This window comes from Desulfovibrio faecalis (assembly GCF_053570625.1).
The window spans coordinates 1,515,746-1,533,707 of record NZ_JBRBQR010000001.1; the positions used below are offsets into that span (position 1 = coordinate 1,515,746).

Consider the following 17,962-nt stretch of genomic DNA (forward strand, 5'->3'; position numbering starts at 1 on the left):
GTCGTCAATGTTTTGCGGAGCGGCAACCGACGAGAGGCCACGCATCACTCGGGGTATTGAGCATGTACAGGCAGAACAAGCCCGCACCGCCAGATTCCGTCCAAGCGCCGCCGATGATTAAGATGTTCCCCGCACTTCCATAGCCTCCCCAAAGATTATCAGGAAACATTCCTTGTGCGACTGTACCACTGTGCGTTGCCGGAAGGATGCAATCGTCCAGACAAAACCCTTCTCCTTCGCCTGTATGCAGGCTGACAATGCGCGTAGTGTTGGTGCCGTCATAAGACGGGCAAACCTTTTGCGTGTTGACGTAGGTACGCGAGCCATCATTTTTGAAAATTTCAAACCGCCTGTCAGCGGTGAGACGAATGCCGTCCACAAACTGCCAGACGTTGCCGAACAGACCCGTAAAACCCCGCCAGTAAGGCTGATATTGATCATCTGTCAGAACTGCCGCAGAAGAATCTACCCATCCCCGGCCCATAATCGCCTGGGAGTCCGTATTGGCGAACTCTATGAGGAACAGCAAGCAGATAGCGTTGTATTCGTAGATATCCCACATATGAAAACCGGAAACACCGTCGACATTCCTGTTGGCGCAGTACTGTCGCATGGTGTCGATGGTGGCGTTCACCAAAGGATACTTGCCGGGGCGAGAACCGGCCTTTACCGGGCTGCCCCCTTCATTGGTGGATTGAAAGGCAGCCACATAAATTTTATCAAGCACTGCACCCGTAGTGCTCAAAAATGCCGGATACGGCCTGAATCCCTCCTGGGGAGTAGGAGAAATTATCTTGCAGGGGCGGCCAGCAAAAGGGCCATCAGCGGGCACCATATGCCTGATATAAAAGCACGGAATTTCCACCATGACCTGCCCATCGACCAGCACCCGCCGCATGCCGGAATAAACCGGATGGTAGTCGAAATATCTGGCATTGGGCTGCACTGGCTGACCGTTGCCGTCGACATGGCACCAGAGGCCCACATGGTTGCCAGCCTCCACCTGGCAGACGCCTATTACAGGAGACATGTTGCCAACGGTAATGCGCCGCACAAGCGCATTGTGCGCCACGGCACTGGCATCATGCGCCTGCAGCGCATCTTCCCTGGCTTCGGCTTCCGCAGCATCACCATCGCGCCGAGCCGTCACTTCCTCCTGCAGTAAGGCAGACAGATCATTGTCGCCATTCAATCGAGCGGTAGCCTCGTCTGCCACGTCCGCAGTGCGGGCTTGGGCCTCTTGCGCTATTTTTGCGTCCAGGGCGGCATCGCCTTCCGCTCTGGACTGTTTTTCTTCCTGACGTTCCAGATGCGCCTGTTTGAGTTGCGCATCCAGAATGTCAGAGTTTTCGTTGAGCAAAACCCTATCTTCATCAAGATAAGTGCCCACCTTATGCAGACCGGCAAAGTTCGTTCTTTCGGCCACGAGACACCTCCTAAATGGTCAGCACGCGCACGTTGGAAACCATAGGCCGGGCCGTGGGCGTGCCGGAGAGATCCAGCTTGACCCGCACCAGCAACTCGTCGGTGGCCCCTTCGTACACCAGTTCCTGCCAACCCTCGTCCAACGGGCTGGACTTGACGAAAGGCAACTCTTCCCATGTGGCGGAACCATCACCCATTTTGGCGGTAACGGCAGATCCGGCCGGCAGATAGGCATCCAGAATGACGCGCACACGGCTGTCCTGGCCAGCGGGTACGGCCCGCGTGATGTAGTCGGCAGTCTGGGCGGTGATGCCCGCCAAAACCTGAGTGCCAGGGTGCAACACGGGCGCGGCGCTCTTGTTGCCGGTAAGCCTGGCACTGATTGACAGAGGGCCGGTAACAGGCTGGCTGAAACGTGCGGGCTGCATATCTGTCAGGGTGAGGGTGGACGCGTCCGGCATGGTCACTGCATATTCAACCCGGCAAGCCGCTGCGGGCTGTTCAGAAACCCCCATAAGCATGAGGTCCGTGGCACCATGCACAGCAACGTCCCCCAGAGGGATGGTGAGCGGGCTTTCGGCAAAGACGGCCTTGAGCAGACGGAAGGTCATGTCTTTATCCTGATGCGGGGTCCAGGTACTGGCGTTGCTTGACGAAAGCAGCACGCCCACCTGATAGGGCTGTGAAGTCACCCATGTGCCATACCAGGGGTCGGCCTTGCCAAGCTCTGCAATCGCAAGCGAGGTCTCGCCATCGTCGCACATGACAACCAGGGCATACTCCGTTTCCGGTTGCAGCATGACCGGCGCCTTGAACATGACGCGGGTGGTGTTGTTGTCGAGCACCAGTTCAGAGGGGTCCAGAATAGCTTCGGCCAGTACGGTCTGGTTGGGCATGCCCACAGTTGTTTCACGGATCTGCACCACCACCTTTGACGTGCCGCGCGCCGTAAACCACAAATCGGCCGCGGCAATCTGGCAGGCGGCATCAAGCACAAAAGTTTGGGCCAGCGGATCATGCCAGGTTAGCACCGTGGTCGTAACGGTGCGCAAGGCCTGCACGGTAAGCTGTCCCTGCCCCACAAAGACGGCAGACCCCTTGGATCCGCCACGCCCGTTGAACAGCACCTGCTTGCTGCCGGCAGGGACGCTCGGAGGGATTTTGAAGGTTCCGGCAAAAACGCCAGCGGCGTCCGCCTTTTCCGCACTTGCCGTCACGGGCAGCCCGTCGAATACCACGTCTACAACCTCATTGGGGGCGAAGCCGGTACCCTTGAAGGCAATATCAATCTGACGCAAATATTCCAAAGCCACTGTGGTGGCGCTGACACCCTCCACAGTTTTACTCTTACTTATTCCGGCCAAGACGCCATTGCCCGTACCTCCCCAATTGTGGGCGTCTTGGTTGAATGTTCTGGTGACCTCACTGGTCCATTCTGTTTGAACTTCCGTCCAGCGGTCGACAGAAGGAGTGATCGCCATTATGGCGGGCAGCGGCGCAAAGGCGTGATAAGGATTAACCTTCATGGCAGCCGTGCGCAGGCGTTGCTCCAGCACTGTCTGCAGCGTGAAGTCCTGGACGCGCGGCGCGGCGATGTCCTGTCCCATCTGGGCCACGACATCCACAGCGACGGGGAGCGTAATCACCCCGGATATGATGGCGGCCGTCTGTTCCAGACCCTGGTCTCGCATATCATCGGAAAGGCAAGGGTCAACCCACAACCCTTTTTTTGCTCCGGCCTCTCGGGTTATCAGATCAGCAGTAAGCCGCTGCTGCGCCACTTCGGCCACAACGGCATCCAGGCGCGAGGTAATGCCGACAAGATCACTCATGGGCACGGTATGGACACCGTCACTCTTTACATACCGGGACGGATCCCAGGTTTGGTATACGGTTGCGATGGCCAACATATCCTCGGGCACCCGGGGCGGCTGCGCATTCCATTCAGAGGCCACTCCCTCAATCCAGACGAATTCGCCTTCCCGGGTAAGACAGAGGCGATCCTGGCGGGGCAGCATCTGCGTGTAAGAAACCAGAATCTGCGAACCAGACACGGCTCCTTCAACGGTAAAGCCCGAGAGATCCACATCAGTCGCAGCTTCAGTGGTGATATGCCGGTAAGTGACCGTATAGGAGCTATGGGGCGCGGGCTCCAGACCTGAAGGACTCCAGTCCACCTTGCCAGCAGTGAGTTTGTAGTCTGCCCCGGAGGTATAGGTGACGCCACCCTGTTTAACTTCGACTATTTCCACCACAGAAGTATGCGGCAACGGATCCATGCTGCCGGTGTATCCGCCGTGAGTGATGGTTTCAGTGCTTTGCCGCGTGATACGAAGCTGCAGGATCCTGCCAACAGGATAACGGTCCAAAGTAATGCGCTGCGCTTCCGGCCCAACGGACAAGTGCGGCTCCGAATCCACTTCAAGGATATCGGGTTTGGCCAACCTGGTCAGGCGCCGCGACACGGGCAATGACACCGGGTAGCCGTACACGCGGGCACGGCCTTCGGAGACGGTATAGACCTGGTGGCCGTCATCAGTATCGGCTGCCAACAACGTGCGCAGACCGGAAACTATATAGGTGCCGCCAGCGGAGTCACGGTCATAACCGGACAGAGCCTGGGTAATGCTGTCAAGGTTGGGCGGAGCCTCCTTGGCGCGCAGCGCGCCGTCGTCCACGGTGTAGACCGGATAAAATTCACCGGACTGACCATCCGTAGCATATCCCCAGGCTGCCTCCTCCTGCAGGCGTGCCGCACCACCTTCGCCTTCACCGCGGGTGCCCACGGCGGGGTTATACAGGCCAGGATCTTCCAGTTCTGTGACCACCTTGCTGCGCAGATATACGCCGATGGTTACCGTGCCAATCACCGGAATCTGTAGTGTTGCGGGAGGCACACCGCGGACGGCTCCCTCCAGATACAGAGCGCCAGATTCGCACCGGGTTTCGCCCGTGTTTTCGTTGATGGACACACGGCAGTCGCGAATGATGTCGCCATTAGAGAGCATTGCGTCGCCGATGCCCTTCATTCTGTCCAACTGGCCGCGCTGCATTTCATTGAGTTCCGCGCTCTGCAGGGTGCGGTCGGCACGGAACAGAATGCGGCTGTAATTTTTGTCCGGGTCGTGCCGGTCATAATACTGGTCAAGCGTAATATCGGGCATGAGGGCCTCCTTAAATGGCCAGAACAAAATCGAATGTCTGCCTAACTGCCGGCGAACGGGCAATGGACGGATCCATGCGCTGTATGGCCAGCAGGCGGCCGGGATTGGCCAGTTGGTCAGGAGTGAAATACTTCTGGCCAGGAGGCAGCCCCTCCTGAACAGTTGTGTTCAGAAAAACACCCACTTCTCTGACCACCTGATTGCTGGCGTCGGCGAAATCGAAATTGACGCGCAGATAAAGGAACGGCGTGGGTTCGAGCACCGCGCGGAAGCGTGCTGTCACCACCGTTCCGTCGGGCTCTCTGCCAACGGGAATGGTGATTTCTCCCTCGGGATCCTCAAGCACATAGCCCACGGCGGTAACGGCACGGCGGCCCAATTCATTGACCAGGGCCGTGGCCCCTACCAAGGATTCCTTGAGATGCCGTCCATCGGGATCGGCATCCCAGGCGGCCAGCCCGCTGCCCCAGGCGAAATGCAGCGGCATGGCCGCAATGGCCTGAGCCATGCCCGCGCGACCACTGCTGGTCAGGGTTGCAAGACTCATATCACTCTCCTTCGGTTGTGGTGATGTTGACGGGTATGCCCATGGTTCGCCATGTCCGATGGCTCCACGGTCCGGTCCATTCGGTTCCGTCAGGCAGGGAGTACGGCCTACGCAGAGCCATAAGCCCCACAGTATCAATGCTATACGTGGTGACGCCCACGCCGCAGACGCCCTGCGCACGTTGCGCAAAAACGCCACGTAGATTCCCAGAGCACAGGCTCATATCCGGTCGTTCTGCTCTGGCCACGCCCCTGGTCGTCATGATGCAACGCTCATCAATAATGAAGCGACGTACGCTCAATTCCGCAAGGCCGCGGTCCAGACGGGAGAAATCCAAGCGGTGCGGGTTATCAACAACCGTGACCTGCTGCCGGTCCAAACGCTCAAGGGATGAATCCAGGCGGCCAAAATCAAGCACGAGCTGCGATTTGGAGACACTGCGGTGATTGTCAATGCGGCGACGCGGCATGGGCGTATAACCGGGATAGCCGTCGCAGTCGTTCCACTTGCGGTGGTCCCACGGCCCTTCCCATCGCCACTTATTGCCCTGGATACCGACACTGAGCAGGGAAACCAGCGAACCGCCAATAAATCCGTAGCTCTTGACCGTGGGGTTATCCAAACGCCACTGGTCAAGGATGGCCTTGTCTACATAAAAAGCGCGAGAAGCATGGGTATGCACACTGCCGATGTGGGCGGTCGACGCTGGCTGCGATTTTGCGAGCATGGGCACGTTTTCCCCGAAGCTTTCCTTGATTCCGGTATCCGCGTCCCAGATGCCGGAATCATCATCCAAAAATCCTACGTCCAAAGCTGGCCCAACATCGAGAATGATTGGCCGACGGTCAAAACCGCCGTAGACACGGCGCAAACGGCAACGCGCAGGGGCCATTTCTTCGGCAACTCCCGCAATGGTGGGCAGAAGCCCCCGGGGCACTGCTTCCAACTCCAGCTCATACACGGCCCAATTGTCGCCGCGCCCGCTCTCATCAACTTGCGCCTGCACGTCGAACAGGCGTAAAGCCATTATAACGCCAGCCGGAGTACCTTTGATGCGGTGCCAAGCTGTGGCGTATTTGACCAGATGTTCCCGAACGCTCCGCGGCCAAGCAGGATCCCAGAAATCAACATGCATCTGCCATGCGAGCAGCTCCAGCTCCTCATCCGAAAGTGGCGGCAGCCCTCCGCAAAAATGCACTATGCGGCGCAACGATGGAGACAGCCCGCGTTCATCCTGCCAAAGCCGTGCCCAGAGCAGCATGCGCGGGATCGCACTAACCACGGGCAGCAAGGCGGCGTCTACAGCATAGGCTGCAGCCTTGATGGTGGCATCGTCTTTGATGGACGGCGCGAGTACCTCCACCAGAGGGGTATGGCCGAGAGTTTTATTCATTTTCCTGCCCACCGAACCTGCCATTACGAGAGGTCACCCGGGCGATCTGGTAAGGCTCAAGCTTGCGGAACTCCGGCGAGGGCATTTCTACACGCTTGACGCCCGCAAGCTTGATGCGGTTACGCAGTTCATCCGGATTGATATCCCTGCCAGGCTTGGAGTGCTGCCACTGCACGTACTCTTCTTCGGCCGTGGCCACAGCCGCGCTGATGGATCCCGCCAACGAGGCGTTCTCCTTGACCAGATACCAGTGGTACTCAACAGTATACGACACCTCCTCGGGTGCCCGCACAATTACTGTGTCGGTAAGTGGCCGCATATGGTCCGGGCTTAGCGCCACCCGTATGGCTTCAAGCACATCCTCACTTGGCAACGCGCCGCCCCGCATGATGGGGCAGATACCAACCGAGCCTGGCTTGGGAGAATAGACTCCGGCGTCCACAATATCTTTGTGTACACGTTTGACGAGGTCTTCGTACTGACCGCGTGGGCCAGCGCAGGTATATGATTCCCGAGCGCCAGGAATACGTTGCCGATAGTCGTCGTCAGTTTCCTGATCCGCCCCGGACTCGGTGCGGGCAATATTGACGGCAGAGACTATATACGGACGGTTATCTACCAGGGAGTTGACCTGTCCGGGCACCAGACCGTTAGCAGCCGAACCGGCATTCATGGCTGTGGCCGGGACGTCAACGTACAACTCCCCGGCCGGAATTTCGGCATAGGCATCAGTCATGAACACGACCTTGCGATCCTTCGTGGACACACGCGTGCCGCCCAGTATCTCCACAGACCAGCCAAGCGCCCCGGCCAAAGAAAAACGTATGATGGTGACAGCCGAAAACATGTCCAAGCGGGGGGTATCTGATTCTGCGCCCAGATGATCCAGATGCCCTTTCTCAGCATAAGCCACCAACCCCTGGCGTCCGGCAAAATCCACTTGGCCGGCGAAGATGGAGAGTACATAGGCAAGCCCCTCAAGAAACAGGCGGTCGGGGTTGCCGGGATACAGCGTGCGGCCGGTGGCCTTCTCAAAACCCGTGATGACCATGTTGCGGCATGTTTCCGCATCGGTATCAACGAACTGGATTTCCGGCAGGTTGGCGAAGGGGAGAGTTTTCACGCGAATCTCCTATTTTTTGACAACCCGTATAATGGGATATCCTGTGCCCTGAGCGGCCGAAACCGGATCATTCTTGAATCTGATGGATTTCACTGTAAGACGCGGTTCATGTTGTTCTATGGCGTCGGTAAGGGCGGCGATGCGCCGCGCAGTGGCCAGAGGCAGTGGGCTGTCAATGTAGTCGCCAGCATCGGCGAAGGGCACGTCAAAACGCACAGAATGGGCGAATGTGGACACGATGATGCGCACGTTCTGCATCAGTTCCTCATCTCCTGTGGCGCCGATGACCAGCGGTTGCGGCGTGGTGTCGACAAGCAGTTCGCTCATTTCAGATATTCCTTGAATTCCAGGGTGAGGTTAATGCTTATCCGCTTGCCCTTGGGGTCGCTTTTGCTCCATTCTTCGGTGGCCTTGGTCAGCACATGGTGCCCATAGTTCACACCTCCGAGGATGAGCTTTTCGACGAACCCTCCGGCAACAAGCGTTTCGACATCGAGCATAGTTTCTTCCAGGTCCACGCCCAAAGCGGCCGACAGGCGGACAGAACAGCTCATGGTGTTCAGCTCCGGCGCGATGAACTCAAGCCGGGGCTTTGCCCCCAGAACCTTGTGTTCCTCGTAGGCCGCCGCCATGTCGCGCTTGACGCTGCCGGGGGTGACCACCCTGTCGGGATGTACTTCAAACACGAGATGCTGCCCGAAAGATCCAATAACCATGAGCGCTCCTAGTGTTTGCAGCCTTCAACCGGGTTGCCTCGCACCAGGCCCGAGGCGTTGATATTGCCGTTAACACTCTGGTCGCCCGACTGAATAAGATTGCCACGGTGATCCACCAGCCCCTTGATGAACAGATCCGCATTGATGGCAGCCTGACAGGGCTTGCCGTCAATGCCCTCGAAAACAACGCTCGGACCACGCATCCAGACACCGGCATGCCCTTCCAAAATGAGGCGCTGCATGCTCCGGATCGTAGCGTCCTTCTCCGCTTCCACGAGCACTTCACCCTTCACCCGGATCGTGGCATTTTCTTTGACAGTGATATCGGCGTCACCCTTGATGTCCGCATAAAATTTATGTTTCGTCCGGTCATAAAATATCTCCGTGCCATCTTCGAAGCGGTAGAACTGCATAGGCTGATCCTGCCCCGGCGCTGCATCTTGCTGCGAATACGTCGCCCCCAATATGCAGCCCTCTTCCAGCCCCTGCCCGGAAAACAGCACAGCCACCTGCTCTCCGACATCGGGCAGACATTGATCCTTATCCTTGAGCGTGCGGCGGTGCAGGGTGCGCACGGGATGGGAGACCATATCGTCGCCGTCGTGGAGCTGCACACGAGCGCTGCCGGCAACGTTGCTTTCGGTAACTGTGCCGAAGCGCAGGCTGGAGCCACGATTGGCTTCCAGGGCAGACAATCGCCGCTCAAGACGGATAATTTGCTGCAGGATATCCATTAATACTCCAGCGTTCTGCGCAACTCGGCGCTGGTGGTATAGGCTCGCGCCAGCTTATGTTCTGCGGATTCGACAAAATAGGTGCCGTCGTACTTGCCCCATCCCTCAAGCTGCAGCGTTATGCCGGCCACAATACCGGGGCACCCCATCCAATCCAGAGTTGCGGTACGCTCACCTTCGTTGGCGGCACGCAACGCCCCCTTGCCCAAGGCAATTGCCTGTGAGGAGTTTTCAACTCGCTGATTAAGTGCGATGGTTTGTCCGCTAGGCGGCGTGCCCGGAACGGTGGCTTCGGCCTTGACGGTTTCCCGTGTTGCCGGGTCATGGTAGGAAACATCAGCCTTTTTGCCGGTGCCTTGCGATCCAACCTTGAAAGACCAAGTGGATGGCGAATAGGGTGACCCCTCCTTGCTGATGACCAACAAAGGACTTTTTGCGTCCCACTCCTTGGCTCCGTAGAGTATCATTTTGCCGTCGTGAACCTTCAGGTTGACGCCGTATCGCCCCGACAGGCCATGCAGGAAGGCCAGATCGGAGGTTTCACGCTGGTCAACGCGATTGAACGGGATTTCCGGAGCATCGTACATGAGTTCGTAGCCATGACGCTGCGAGATTTCCTGGGCGATACCCTCCAGAGTATATGTCTCCCACCCCTTGGTGCGGGATTCTTCCGACATGGCAGAGGTTTTTGCAGCGGATACAGCCTTGACAGTGAACACGTCCGGCGGCCCGGCAAGCGTTACTTCGTCGACCGTGAAGCGACCCATGGGCAGGGACAGATTTTTATCTGGCGCATACCAGTTCAGGCATGTGAGCCATGCCGTCACCTCACTGCCCTTGTCGATGAACCAGTCATTCTGGAAGCGTCGATCACGATCCATGAGCGAAAGCGTCACTTCATCGGCCTTGTCCTTGGCATTGTCCTTGAAAGAGAACTCACGCAAAAAAGGCGCAAGGTGCGAACTGACATCTATGCCGTTGACGGTTACGGCCAAGCGTGTACGGCGGGCGGTAAAGCTGTCGCTCATGAGGTCGCCTCCTGCATCCACGGCGGTAGAGACATGGTCCGCACAGGAACGATGATGTCCGGCACCTGAAGCAGCACGTCGGGCTCAAACGCCAACACGTCCCCGTAATCGGGATTGGCATCTATCAACAGATGCATGAGCGTTTCCCGCCCCCATAGGCGATACGCGATAGAATCCCAGGTATCGCCCTGAACGGTGGTATAGGTCTTAGCCATATTGCACCCGTGCAGCGTCAGCCAGCAGCCCGGAAAGCAGCCGCTGAATGGATGACTTTTCGGATTCCAGAGAATCAAGCACCCGGCGTCCAAACTCACGGTCGGGCACTCCGTCCATGGATATGTTGAAAGCGAATGTGGGAGAGATGCTGACGGAGCCGCCAAGCTGACCAGACGTGGCCGCCTGAATGCCGGCATGGCGCGCCGCTGCAGCCTCTGCCTGCGCCGCATCAAAATCACCAGGTGACGGCATGGAAGGTGGGCCGGATACGGATGGAGGCGCAGCGGCAACAGGACGCATCTGTGCAGACTGCGGCTTCGGGGGGGCTGGTGTTTCCGGATCCTCACCGGTTCGAGCCAGCCCTTCCTCTATTTTGCTGTCCGCTTTGTCAGCATCGTCGGAGCCAAGCCAGGACACAATTTTGCCGATGCCGCTCAACGCCCATTCCAGTGGTTTTGTCAAAAGCTTCAGGCCCGAGACGCAACCATCCCACATGGCGCTGAGGGCTCCGCCCACAGAGCCGGTCTGCTCGTAAAGATACACGAACCATCCCACCAGCGCGGTGACGGCGGTAATGATGATGCCTACAGGATTGGCCTTCATGGCCACGTTGAGCACGCGCTGCCAGACGGCTGCGGCTCTTGTGGCCACAGATTGGCGAAAGGTGGCAGTGGTCAGGGCATTGGTGATCCAGATCAGCGGTGTGAGCGCGACACGCCCTACAAGAGCAGCGTTGGACAGGGCTGTGAGCCCGAAGCCGCCTGCCAAGGCCGCCACCCTGATCGCCACCAGCCCCCCCACCAGGGCAAACGCTCCGCTGACAACCGTAGGATTGGCTTGCGCGTAGCCGATGACAGGTTCAAGAAATCTTCCGAGGGCCTGAGCGCCAGCAACTACGGCTGGCAGCAGAACACTACCCAGACTGATGCCGAGCTCGGACACACGATTTTTTGCGAGGATCAGGGCGTTGGCTGTGGTTTTGGCGCGGTTTGCGAATTCCTGCTGCATGGCGCCGGCATAGGCCGTAGTGTCGCCAGCAGTGATCAGGTTTTGCTTTACCAAGTCGAGGTTATCCAGCAACGGAGCGATAGAGCCAAGGCTTTCCTTACCAAATATTTCTTGCATAATGGAAAGCTGTTGCGCCTTGGGCAACTTTTTCACGGCTTCAAGCACGCTGATAATGGCTGCGGGGCCGTCCGTCTGCATCTGCTTGGCAAGTTTAACGGTATCAATGCCAAGCTTTTTATATGATTCACGTTGCGCTTTGGTAGCGGCGGTGCCGGCCGTCATGGCCAAAATCAAATTCTTAATACCCGTGGCGGCAACCTCGGGCGAAACCTTCATTGCGTCGAGCGTGGCGGCGAGAGCCGTCATGGGCTTGGCGGCAACGCCGCCCACGTTGCCAAGAGGGCCGACGCGCCGCACAATGTCCGCAATACCTTTTTCGGAGGCGCTGCCCGTGTTGGCGAACTGGTTCATGAGATCCAGCACCTCGCGCACTTCCGGTGTTGTCAGCTTCAGGGCTGTTCTGTAGCCACCGATAGCATCCGCAGCCTCTTCGGTGGACATTCCGAACGCCACGGCCATGTGGGCGCTCATGGTTGTGAACTCTTCAAGCTCTTCCGTCGAGGACAGTCCCAATTGCCCGCCGGCTGCGAACAGCTTTGCCAGTTCGTCGTGAGTCAGCGGCAGTTCACGTCCCATACGTTTTACGGCCGCTTCCATCTTGTAGTATTCCGGCGTCAGCCGCCCGGCCTCATCGCGCATGCCGTCAATGGTTTTCGCTGCGTCTGCCATGGCGCTTTCGAATTCGACGGCCATTTTTACCGGAGCTGCAACCACTGCTACCGACGCAACCGTACCCATGATTTCGCCTTTCAGCTCATCACGTTTGGATCGATTGCGCATGATGGTTTCCTGGCGCCGCAATGCCGCCTCCGAGCGCTGCATTTGGGCTGTGGCCTTGGCATGCACGGCCGCGGCATTGCCTACGTTGATATTGTACTTGGCCGCGGAACGGGAAGCGGAAGCATAGGCACGCTCCGCGGCGGCAAGTTGTTTTGACACATCCTTGCCGGCCGCGGCTTCGGCCCTCAGTGAATCAACTGTAGCTTTGGCTGATGTCAGCTTACCGGCCGTGCCGGAAACTGCCCTCAGATCCTTCATGTCGCGCTTAAGGCGGCTGGCCCGGCCCGCCACAGTGTCAAAGGCGGAAGCTACACTCGACTGCAGCCGCGCCCCGACAGAAAAGGTAAAGCCAACCGTTCTTCCCATATCATGCTCCGTTGAGGGCGGATTCCGCCTCCACAAGCTCCTCGATCCACATCAGCACATCATCGTAGCTGTATCCCAACGCATCATTCAGCGACATGCGCCCCAGGCGCGAAAGCAGCGCCGCCGCCCGCATCAGTTCCTCTGGAGGCCTCGGCGCGGCCACGAAAAATAAGGTACTGCTGCTGCAGCTTGTCATAATCCTCCATATCCAGATTCTTCACCTCTTCCGGGCTGATGCCGCAGAGATGCGCAAAGTATCTGGCTTCTTCTTCCATCTGGGTCCGCAGGTTGGTGGACGACGGCGCGTACTTGAGTTCGTCGTTCACGGTGGGCCGCTTCATGGTGAGTTCACTGATTTCACGGTCTGCGAGCTGTACCGGCCAGGACAGCGCAATCACGGCAAGAGGGGTTTTCATGAGGTTAGCCTCCGAGATAGCTGTTGATTTCGGCGAGCATATCCTCGCCATCGATGCGGCAGATGCCGTTAAGTTTGTCAATGCCCACAACTTCACGCCCGTCGATCCACAGATACATGCTCACCACCTCGAGCTCGGTATCGTTGTCCATTTTCTTGCCGGGCGTGGTTTTGCCGAGGCCGGCCTTCTTGGGCAGAGCGTTGGCAGTGAGCTTGACGGGATTGGGTACAAGCTTGTTCAAGCCCGAATCGTAGACCTGAATGGCGGCATACACCTGAAGCTGATGCCCGGTGGTTTTCAGCAGACGCACAGCCTGCGTGTTGACCGTATTCCAGGATATGCCCAGAGTGAGGTTGCCAAAATGCCCGATAACCGGGGTTTCAAGCTCGCCAAGGATACCGAGGCCGGACAGGGATTCCTTCATGTATTCCAGATCCGGCAGGGTCACTTCGCCAACGCCCAGGAGTTCATCGCCTTCCCGGTAGATCTTGGCATTGATAAGCTTATCCGGAATGGGGTTGGCGCTTGGGAGTCGTTCGGTATTATCAGCCATGATAACTCCTTACTGCGCGCTGACGCTGCTAAAGAGGGATGACAGCGCGGTATGGTCATAACGCAGGATGTGCACGATCTCCTGGGCCGGAGAAGGCGGCGTGAGGGCGATGCGGTAACGGACGGTGCCATTCATGAGGTCAGTGACGGCATTATCGCCGGACAAAAAGGACACCTTGCCGCCAATCAGCCGTTCGCGCCGCACCAGGCCGTTGAGCCACTGATTGGTGCTATCCACAATGGATTCGATATGGCGTACCCGCACAATGGGTTCGTCCACCTTCTGCCAGGTAGAAAGGACAAGAGTGTTGCCCACATACGAAAACATGCGCCGGATTGGGATAAATACGTCCTTGACGTCAGTCACCCCGGGATAGGCCGCAGTATAGTTGCCCCAGACCTTGAGGCCGCCAACGAAGTTGATGCCGGTGACGCAGCCGCGGAAGTTGAGCCACCCGGCCTGCTCGGTATCAAGGTCCAGCAGCTCGCCATTGTGCATGATTCCGTTGGCCAGTATGCGGGAATTGGAGGGCGACCAGAATGGCACGCCATCATTGTTGGCATCGCGCAGTCCTGTTGCTCCGGCCAGATGGGTGCTGCCCCACATGATTTTGCCGCCAGTGATCGGCCTGCCGAAAAAAGGGATCAGGTGCTTGTCCGTGAGGTTGTTGTCCTGGATCCAAGCAGGCACCTCAGTGTAGTTGCGGACTTCGGCCGGCACATCAATGGGCGCCGTGCAAGAAAAGTGGCCATTGATATCCGAGCATTTTGCGCCCATGACAAGCGCCACTGCGGGATCCGACGAAAACCCCGGGGCGAGTAGCTGACCAGGAACCATTGTAAAACGTGGGAAAACCGAGGCCGCAAGTTCAAGCCCCTTACGGCGCATGGTGTCGCCATCAATGCCGCCGATAATGTCCGCTGACGTCACCTTTGAAACATCCGGCTCCGTCTGGTTGCCGTCGCCGCCCTGAACTGGCCTCGTGTGCTTTGCCGGATCGAAGACGTTTATGAAGACTATGGGAGCAACGCCGTACAGCCCCATATACACGTCCGCAAATTCGGCGAGGGTGTAGCTGCCCACATCTTCGCCCGCGGGCACACTGCCGAGTTGGGCCGCGAACTCTTCCGGAGTGGATATAAGCAGCGGTTGGTTGATCGGCCGTTTCACGCCTTGGGGCAGCGTGTGCACGGGAGCTGTGCCGATAACCACAGGCAGCGCGGAATCCACGTTGACCATGGTATAAATCTGGCTTGCTTCTTCCTGAATAAATACGCCATGTCTGCCGCTCATTTCACGCTCCTTTCAGCCTGGCGCAAAGCTGCCCCTGCATTGGCAAGCGGAACAAACAGCGCAGCCAGGGCGCTGTCGTCCTTAAGAGCTTGCTGTAGCAGCCCCGGCAGGCTGGTGAACACGTTGCCCCTCTCCAAAGGGATGGGATACTTGCGCCGCGGCCCGACATACATGAGAGCGTCGGCAAGCGGCGTGACATTGCCGTCTTTGATCTTAGCCATGAGAGTCTCCTTTATTCCCATCCGGGAATGCTCCATCGGCTTATTATGGCCACCTGCGCAAAGGGGCGAGGCTGCCCGAGCGGATCGGTGCGCTGCCAGCGCATGTAGCGGTTTTTCTCATCCCGGACGCAGGTAAAACGCTCGGCCACCGGAGTGTCCAGGGCCTCACGCAAAAAACGGGTGATACGGCTGCGCAGGATCGACAGTTCCATCTCCGCGCCCTCGGCGTCACCTGTTTCGCTGTTGTAGACACCGGTCAGGAAGGCTATTCCCTCAAAGAGCTCACCATCCTGGGCATCACCATCAACAGCGCAAAGTATCACGCAGGGAAACACGCTTTCCCGGGCAGAGGCAGGCGGCAAATCGCCGATAAAAACGCGGACGGAAGCAAGGTCCGGATCGGCTTTGGCATCGCGCTGATACCTGGTAAGGCGCGTTTCCTGCAGGGCTTTTTCCAGCGCCGCCTTAAGGGCAGGCAACAACTCCGTGACCATGATTACTCCCCGTGCGCAGCCAACGCCGTATCCACGATGCGCGGAAGGATACGGGAAAAGTTTTCTTCTGCTCCGGACATGAGCATCTGCTCAACCTGCGGCGTGGTTGCGTGGTACTGTACTGCCGGGCCGTAGGCCTCCTTGAGCTGGCCGAATGCCGTCCTATAGTACACGCCCAGATGCCCCGCACCCCCCTGAGCGTCGTATACGGCACCATTACGTCGGCGGCCGGAACTGTTGCGCACCTGGGCGATGAAAGGCAGGCCGGCTCGGAACTGTCCAGGAAGTTGCTCCCTTTCCCTGCGCTCTCCAGACCGCAGGGAATAGGAAAACCCTGGCCATGATTTGGAGCGCATGCCTTTGCGCGCAGTGACAACCTGCGGGTCTACCTCATAGTTGATGAGGGGTATGAGCTTTGTGGCAACGGTCAGGCTGCCAGCCACGCTCTGGCCACTGGCCACCGCCTGCGAAAGCCTGATACTTTTTTCGATGAGCCTCGGCGGCAGAGGTATGTCCGACACAAGCTGCGATGCCAGATCGGAACGAGCAATGCGCAAAACTTCGCTGATTGTCGGATACAGCGCCCTTTGTACCGCATAGGGTACCTTGGCTAGGCGCTGCATCTGGCTTTCGATAAGGGCTTCATCAAATGTGATGGTTATCATGCCGCATGCCTTTCCAGTTCCAGGCGTAGGATGCCGTCCGCCTGATCGACCTTAATCACGCTGTAACGCCAGCCTTCCACAATGATTTCCTCATCAGGCAATGGACAGGGCACCCCACCACTATCCAAGACAAACAGCACGGCAGACTGCAGGGTGATGCCGAAACCAGTGGGGTCCGTTACCGATTTTTCGCCCATGGGCTGCAAGGTATCGTCCCAAAGTGCGGGAACGGGAACGCCATTGATCTCCATAAGATCTGCAAATTCCGCCAGATTCATGAACACCGAGCTGGCTTCCTTGTGGAGTGTCTGCTTGAAAAAATTCATACTGGCGTTCCCCCGCACCGCGTTATTCCCCGGATGCTGCCTTGGGACTCAGATCCGGAGTATTGCGCAGGGCGTCCACGCGAGCCTCGAACTCTTCAATGGTGGGCACGGTTTCACCGCCGTGCTCGGCGCACAGACGCTCCACAATTTCCGCAGCCGTAAGGCCCAAACGGATACCGGAATCCACAAGGGTGATGACTTCAGGCAATGTCATTGGTCGGCTCCTTTAACGCGTGCCAGAATGGCCCCGACGTCGGACAGAAGGTTGAGTACCCGCGCACGCAGACCATCCCAGTCGGCTGGCTTGATCTGCGTGCGTGCCCAGAGCGCCGTTGCATCCCCCAATGCGACCAGGGTGTCCTTGGTCATGTCCATAGCCGGAGCCACCTTGGATTCCAGATAGTCGCGTCGGTCAGGCAGAGCTGCATGCAGGTTCAAATATTCAGAGTGCAGGGCCTGGTACATGGTGATGCACGAATCGGTCACGGCCATGGCTTGTTCATGCGCCGGACTGTTTTTGAGGCCGCAGGCGGGCAGGCTCACGGCTGCGGCCAGCAGCAGCCCCAGTGCGACATCGGACTTCTTGACGGTTACTGTTTTCTTGGCGGAGATCCGGCCCCAAATAGTGAGCACGAAACCGGCACCTTCGGCCAGGATATAGGCCAGCTTCGACTGGTCCTCCGCCCCAAAGTCGATGCCAAAATAGGCCAGGGCCGAAGCCACCATCATAAGCGCCGCCCCCCAAAAGGTTCGGCTGGTAAGCAGAGATTTTGTTCCATCCATAATATTATCCTCCAAAGGCTTCGCCACGTTGGGCCAGCCACCCGCTGGCGTACTTGCGCTTGACGGCATTGGTGAGCCCGAGATTGATATAGTGGGCGCACTGTTGCCCATTAGCGCCGTACTGGATGGCACGCGAACGACCGTCGCCCACGATGCGGCGCAGAAGTTGCAGCGTCTTCGCCCCAAAGGCGCCATCAACGACCAGATCCTCGCCAAACCGGTTTTGGTAGTTCAGGCTGTTCAGCACCATCTGGAGGTGCTTGACCATGCGGCCCTCACCAAGGTTCACAGCCTGTTCAAACAGTTCATAGGCGAGGGGTTGATCAAGTTCGTCAAGACAGAAGCGATCCCAGTATATCTGGCGATAGTAGGCATGCACTGCCTCGGTGAGAGCGGAGTTGCCCTTAAGGTTGCCGGGGAAACCGGGTTGTTTTTTTGCGGCGTCCACGATGGACCAGCCGGACCAATTGGGCCAGAAAGAACGGGCGACGCCATACACGGTTTCGCCGCCGGGATCATCCGGATCGTTGCTGTACAAGCCCTCAACGGGAGCCATTTTCAAATAGGCTTTCATGAAGTCGGCCATGGGAT

The 17,962-nt window shown here is 58.1% G+C and carries 21 protein-coding genes; all 21 read right to left on the minus strand.

What is annotated here, in order from left to right; all coding sequences use genetic code 11:
• Positions 1 to 4: 4 nt before the first annotated feature.
• Positions 5 to 1,426, minus strand: coding sequence for a hypothetical protein (locus tag ACUZ79_RS06825; RefSeq protein WP_449251099.1), 1,422 nt, complete (start codon positions 1,424 to 1,426; stop codon positions 5 to 7).
• A gap of 10 nt (positions 1,427 to 1,436) precedes the next feature.
• Positions 1,437 to 4,589, minus strand: a complete 3,153-nt coding sequence (locus ACUZ79_RS06830) for a DUF4815 domain-containing protein (RefSeq protein WP_449251100.1) — start codon at positions 4,587 to 4,589, stop codon at positions 1,437 to 1,439.
• 10 nt (positions 4,590 to 4,599) lie between these two features.
• On the minus strand, positions 4,600 to 5,136 hold the full coding sequence (locus tag ACUZ79_RS06835) for a hypothetical protein (RefSeq protein ID WP_449251101.1): 537 nt from the start codon (positions 5,134 to 5,136) through the stop codon (positions 4,600 to 4,602).
• Position 5,137: 1 nt separating this feature from the next.
• Complete coding sequence (locus ACUZ79_RS06840) at positions 5,138 to 6,529, minus strand: phage tail protein (RefSeq protein ID WP_449251102.1); 1,392 nt, start codon at positions 6,527 to 6,529, stop codon at positions 5,138 to 5,140.
• Positions 6,522 to 7,652: a baseplate assembly protein gene (locus ACUZ79_RS06845; protein ID WP_449251103.1), complete on the minus strand. Its 1,131-nt coding sequence runs from the start codon at positions 7,650 to 7,652 to the stop codon at positions 6,522 to 6,524. The genes ACUZ79_RS06840 and ACUZ79_RS06845 overlap by 8 nt, the downstream gene beginning before the upstream one ends.
• A gap of 9 nt (positions 7,653 to 7,661) precedes the next feature.
• Positions 7,662 to 7,979 (minus strand): GPW/gp25 family protein, encoded by a 318-nt coding sequence (locus ACUZ79_RS06850; RefSeq protein WP_449251104.1) that lies wholly within the window; start codon positions 7,977 to 7,979, stop codon positions 7,662 to 7,664.
• Entirely contained in the window at positions 7,976 to 8,368 is a 393-nt protein-coding gene (locus tag ACUZ79_RS06855; protein ID WP_449251105.1) for a phage tail protein, read from the minus strand. The genes ACUZ79_RS06850 and ACUZ79_RS06855 overlap by 4 nt, the downstream gene beginning before the upstream one ends.
• An 8-nt stretch (positions 8,369 to 8,376) precedes the next feature.
• Entirely contained in the window at positions 8,377 to 9,102 is a 726-nt protein-coding gene (locus tag ACUZ79_RS06860) for a phage baseplate assembly protein V (protein WP_449251106.1), read from the minus strand.
• Positions 9,102 to 10,130, minus strand: coding sequence for a phage late control D family protein (locus ACUZ79_RS06865; protein WP_449251107.1), 1,029 nt, complete (start codon positions 10,128 to 10,130; stop codon positions 9,102 to 9,104). Before ACUZ79_RS06865 ends, ACUZ79_RS06860 begins: the two co-directional genes overlap by 1 nt.
• Positions 10,127 to 10,345, minus strand: coding sequence for a tail protein X (locus ACUZ79_RS06870; protein ID WP_449251108.1), 219 nt, complete (start codon positions 10,343 to 10,345; stop codon positions 10,127 to 10,129). The genes ACUZ79_RS06865 and ACUZ79_RS06870 overlap by 4 nt, the downstream gene beginning before the upstream one ends.
• Entirely contained in the window at positions 10,338 to 12,620 is a 2,283-nt protein-coding gene (locus ACUZ79_RS06875; RefSeq protein ID WP_449251109.1) for a phage tail tape measure protein, read from the minus strand. Before ACUZ79_RS06875 ends, ACUZ79_RS06870 begins: the two co-directional genes overlap by 8 nt.
• Before the next feature lie 83 nt (positions 12,621 to 12,703).
• A complete protein-coding gene (locus tag ACUZ79_RS06880; protein WP_449251110.1) occupies positions 12,704 to 13,036 on the minus strand; it encodes a phage tail assembly protein in 333 nt (110 codons plus the stop codon).
• Positions 13,037 to 13,040: 4 nt separating this feature from the next.
• Positions 13,041 to 13,589, minus strand: coding sequence for a phage major tail tube protein (locus ACUZ79_RS06885; protein WP_449251111.1), 549 nt, complete (start codon positions 13,587 to 13,589; stop codon positions 13,041 to 13,043).
• 9 nt (positions 13,590 to 13,598) lie between these two features.
• Positions 13,599 to 14,882, minus strand: a complete 1,284-nt coding sequence (locus tag ACUZ79_RS06890; protein WP_449251112.1) for a phage tail sheath family protein — start codon at positions 14,880 to 14,882, stop codon at positions 13,599 to 13,601.
• Entirely contained in the window at positions 14,879 to 15,103 is a 225-nt protein-coding gene (locus ACUZ79_RS06895) for a hypothetical protein (protein WP_449251113.1), read from the minus strand. The genes ACUZ79_RS06890 and ACUZ79_RS06895 overlap by 4 nt, the downstream gene beginning before the upstream one ends.
• An 11-nt stretch (positions 15,104 to 15,114) precedes the next feature.
• The gene (locus ACUZ79_RS06900) at positions 15,115 to 15,597 is read right to left on the minus strand and encodes a hypothetical protein (protein WP_449251114.1); all 483 of its coding nucleotides are present in this window, start codon (positions 15,595 to 15,597) and stop codon (positions 15,115 to 15,117) included.
• 2 nt (positions 15,598 to 15,599) lie between these two features.
• Positions 15,600 to 16,262 (minus strand): hypothetical protein, encoded by a 663-nt coding sequence (locus ACUZ79_RS06905; RefSeq protein ID WP_449251115.1) that lies wholly within the window; start codon positions 16,260 to 16,262, stop codon positions 15,600 to 15,602.
• Positions 16,259 to 16,588, minus strand: a complete 330-nt coding sequence (locus ACUZ79_RS06910) for a hypothetical protein (RefSeq protein WP_449251116.1) — start codon at positions 16,586 to 16,588, stop codon at positions 16,259 to 16,261. The genes ACUZ79_RS06905 and ACUZ79_RS06910 overlap by 4 nt, the downstream gene beginning before the upstream one ends.
• A 22-nt stretch (positions 16,589 to 16,610) precedes the next feature.
• Entirely contained in the window at positions 16,611 to 16,802 is a 192-nt protein-coding gene (locus ACUZ79_RS06915; protein WP_449251117.1) for a hypothetical protein, read from the minus strand.
• Positions 16,799 to 17,386 carry a hypothetical protein gene (locus ACUZ79_RS06920; protein ID WP_449251118.1) on the minus strand — a complete coding sequence of 196 codons (588 nt, stop codon included), beginning with the start codon at positions 17,384 to 17,386 and terminating at the stop codon, positions 16,799 to 16,801. The genes ACUZ79_RS06915 and ACUZ79_RS06920 overlap by 4 nt, the downstream gene beginning before the upstream one ends.
• On the minus strand, positions 17,376 to 17,957 hold the full coding sequence (locus tag ACUZ79_RS06925; protein ID WP_449251119.1) for a glycosyl hydrolase 108 family protein: 582 nt from the start codon (positions 17,955 to 17,957) through the stop codon (positions 17,376 to 17,378). Before ACUZ79_RS06925 ends, ACUZ79_RS06920 begins: the two co-directional genes overlap by 11 nt.
• Positions 17,958 to 17,962: the final 5 nt, after the last annotated feature.

Coding starts and splice junctions, on each gene's coding strand:
- ACUZ79_RS06865 (WP_449251107.1), bottom strand. CDS start 10,130: ATGAGCGACAGCTTTACCGCCCGCCGTACACGCTTGGCCGTAACCGTC.
- ACUZ79_RS06905 (WP_449251115.1), bottom strand. CDS start 16,262: ATGATAACCATCACATTTGATGAAGCCCTTATCGAAAGCCAGATGCAG.
- ACUZ79_RS06885 (WP_449251111.1), bottom strand. CDS start 13,589: ATGGCTGATAATACCGAACGACTCCCAAGCGCCAACCCCATTCCGGAT.
- ACUZ79_RS06925 (WP_449251119.1), bottom strand. CDS start 17,957: ATGGCCGACTTCATGAAAGCCTATTTGAAAATGGCTCCCGTTGAGGGC.
- ACUZ79_RS06915 (WP_449251117.1), bottom strand. CDS start 16,802: ATGACATTGCCTGAAGTCATCACCCTTGTGGATTCCGGTATCCGTTTG.
- ACUZ79_RS06900 (WP_449251114.1), bottom strand. CDS start 15,597: ATGGTCACGGAGTTGTTGCCTGCCCTTAAGGCGGCGCTGGAAAAAGCC.
- ACUZ79_RS06830 (WP_449251100.1), bottom strand. CDS start 4,589: ATGCCCGATATTACGCTTGACCAGTATTATGACCGGCACGACCCGGAC.
- ACUZ79_RS06860 (WP_449251106.1), bottom strand. CDS start 9,102: ATGGATATCCTGCAGCAAATTATCCGTCTTGAGCGGCGATTGTCTGCC.
- ACUZ79_RS06855 (WP_449251105.1), bottom strand. CDS start 8,368: ATGGTTATTGGATCTTTCGGGCAGCATCTCGTGTTTGAAGTACATCCC.
- ACUZ79_RS06840 (WP_449251102.1), bottom strand. CDS start 6,529: ATGAATAAAACTCTCGGCCATACCCCTCTGGTGGAGGTACTCGCGCCG.
- ACUZ79_RS06895 (WP_449251113.1), bottom strand. CDS start 15,103: ATGGCTAAGATCAAAGACGGCAATGTCACGCCGCTTGCCGACGCTCTC.
- ACUZ79_RS06880 (WP_449251110.1), bottom strand. CDS start 13,036: ATGAAAACCCCTCTTGCCGTGATTGCGCTGTCCTGGCCGGTACAGCTC.
- ACUZ79_RS06870 (WP_449251108.1), bottom strand. CDS start 10,345: ATGGCTAAGACCTATACCACCGTTCAGGGCGATACCTGGGATTCTATC.
- ACUZ79_RS06835 (WP_449251101.1), bottom strand. CDS start 5,136: ATGAGTCTTGCAACCCTGACCAGCAGTGGTCGCGCGGGCATGGCTCAG.
- ACUZ79_RS06890 (WP_449251112.1), bottom strand. CDS start 14,882: ATGAGCGGCAGACATGGCGTATTTATTCAGGAAGAAGCAAGCCAGATT.
- ACUZ79_RS06910 (WP_449251116.1), bottom strand. CDS start 16,588: ATGAATTTTTTCAAGCAGACACTCCACAAGGAAGCCAGCTCGGTGTTC.
- ACUZ79_RS06875 (WP_449251109.1), bottom strand. CDS start 12,620: ATGGGAAGAACGGTTGGCTTTACCTTTTCTGTCGGGGCGCGGCTGCAG.
- ACUZ79_RS06850 (WP_449251104.1), bottom strand. CDS start 7,979: ATGAGCGAACTGCTTGTCGACACCACGCCGCAACCGCTGGTCATCGGC.